This is a genomic window from Bacillota bacterium (genome assembly GCA_029961055.1).
GTDB lineage: Bacteria > Bacillota > Sulfobacillia > JAIMAT01 > JAIMAT01 > JAIMAT01.
In genome coordinates this window covers 1-2,152 of sequence record JASBVM010000045.1, presented here as the reverse complement: position 1 = coordinate 2,152, position 2,152 = coordinate 1, and the positions used below count along the sequence as shown (strand labels likewise).

Annotated in this window: 3 protein-coding genes; all 3 read left to right on the top strand. The window is 74.7% G+C overall.

Annotated features, from left to right (window positions below; all coding sequences use genetic code 11):
• On the top strand, window positions 1-675 hold a 675-nt coding region (locus QJR14_09290; protein MDI3317793.1), incomplete at its 5' end, for a DUF2249 domain-containing protein.
• A gap of 9 nt (window positions 676-684) precedes the next feature.
• A complete protein-coding gene (locus QJR14_09285) occupies window positions 685-1,185 on the top strand; it encodes a copper resistance protein CopD (GenBank protein ID MDI3317792.1) in 501 nt (166 codons plus the stop codon).
• Window positions 1,186-1,298: 113 nt separating this feature from the next.
• The coding region (locus QJR14_09280; protein MDI3317791.1) for a multicopper oxidase domain-containing protein at window positions 1,299-2,152 on the top strand (854 nt) is incomplete at its 3' end.

Here is a 2,152-nt window from a genome sequence, read left to right as displayed (position 1 = left end):
GCGGCCCGGGAGCAGATCGTCCGGCACCATGCGCAGCTCCTGGCGGGGCTGGAGCGCCGGACCCGGGAGCTGGTGACGGCGCCGGAGGACGGGTGGGCGGCGGCGCGGCAGGCGCTGCTCGACTACGTCGACGCCGAGCTCCTGCCGCACGCGCGCGGGGAGGAGAGAACGCTCTACCGGCAGGCGGTGAGGCTTCCGGAGCTGGCGCTGCTCGTCGACTCGCTCTTCGGAGAGCACCGTCGCATCGCCGAGCTGCGGGAGGCGGTGAAGGGCGCCTCCTCCCCCCTGGAGGCGTCGCCCGCCGCCGGCGGCCTGCTGGAGATCTTCCGCCTGCACGCCGAGAAGGAGAACCGCTACGTCGTCTCGGCCCTGGCGGCCGACGCGGGCACCGACCTGGAGGCGCTCCTGGGCCGGCTCCACGAGCGGAGCCAGCCGGGGGAGGGGCTGCTCGACGTCCGCCACCTGCCGCCCGCCGAGCGGCACCGCCGGATCTTCGCCACCTGGCAGGAGCTCGAACCGGGGGATTCCTTCCTCCTCGTCAACGACCACGATCCCGCGCCGCTCCACTACCAGCTGGCCGCCGAGCAGCCGGGCCGCTTCAGCTGGGAGGTGCTCGAGGCGGGTCCGGCGGTCTGGCGGGTGCGGATCGGCCGGCGGGCGGAGACGGGCAGGTGACGGGGCGCGGTGTCGGTCCCCTGGGCGCGGTGGGTCCTCTTCCTTCACCTGGCGGCGGCCATCTTCTGGATCGGCGAGATGCTGACGCTCTCGCTCATCCTGGTCCCCGCCTCGCGCAAGCTGGGCGGCGCCGCCGAGCGCGCGCGGCTCTTCCAGGCGGTCGGCCGCCTCTCGCGGCCCTGGATGCTCGGCGCCCTGGCGGTGCTGATCGCGACCGGCCTCGGCAACCTGGCCTTCCGCGGCGTGGGCGGGACAGAGCTGCTCGCGCCCTCGTTCTACGCTTCCGGCTTCGGGCGGCTCCTCGGCCTGAAACTCGGGCTGGTGACGGTCATCCTGCTCCTCACCCTCCTGCACGACCGGGTCAGCCTGCGCTCGGCCGGCGGCCTCCCGGCCGCCCCGGGCGATGCGGGGGCGGCCTGGCCCAGCCGGCTCAGCGCCTGGCTCGGCCGCCTCAACCTGCTCGCCAGCCTTGCGGCCGCCTATGTCGGCCTCCGACTCCTGACGGGCTGAGGACGACCGCCTCCACCTTCCCGGGGGAGGGGGCGCTGAGCGGCCGGGCGTGACCGCGGTCACAGAGGGGTGGGCGGCCTCGCCCTAGCCTTGTCAGCGGGGAGGGGAGGATCGTGCAGGGGAAGCCGACCGTACGCTGGAAGCTGCTGTCGACCGCCGCCCTCCTGGCCGCGGTGGCGTTCGTCGCCGGCTGCAGCTCCGCCGCATCGCCGGCGGGGGGCGGAGGGGAGCCTGCGGCGACGAAGGGCCCGCAGGCCGCGGCGCAGGGGCCGCAGGCCGCCGCCGAGGCCGGACGGATGCTCACCGGGCGCTGCCCGAGCCCGAAGCCGGTGCCCCTGGCCTTCCGGCGCCAGGGGTCGCACGTCTGGGTGGAGCTGGTGGCGGAGCCGGCCACCCTGCCCATCGCGCCCGACCGCTGCTACCGGGCCTGGACCTTCGACGGGCAGGTGCCCGGGCCGGTCATCCGCCTGCGCCAGGGCGACCTCGTCACCTTCACGCTGGTCAACCGCGACCCCGAGATGGCCCACTCCATCGACTTCCACGCCGCGCGGACGCCCTGGAGCGTCAACTACCAGCCGGTCCTGCCCGGTCAACGCCTCACCTTCACCTTCCAGGCCGCCGACCCGGGGGTCTTCCTCTACCACTGCGGTGTGGCGCCCGCCATCCAGCACCTGGCCAACGGCATGTACGGCGCCGTCATCGTCGATCCCAAGGAAGGGCGCCCGCCGGCGCGCGAGTTCGTCCTGGTGGAGGGCGAGTGGTACCGCTCGGACGACCCCGACGCGCTGCCGACGCAGGCGCCCGTCTACACCGTCTTCAACGGCTATGCCGACCGCTACCTCCGCCACCCGCTCGCGGCGCGGCCGGGCGAGCGCGTCCGCTTCTACGTGGTCAACGCGGGGCCGAGCCGGTTCGCCTACTTCCACGTGATCGGCGCGATCTTCGACCGGGTCGAGACGGACGGGAA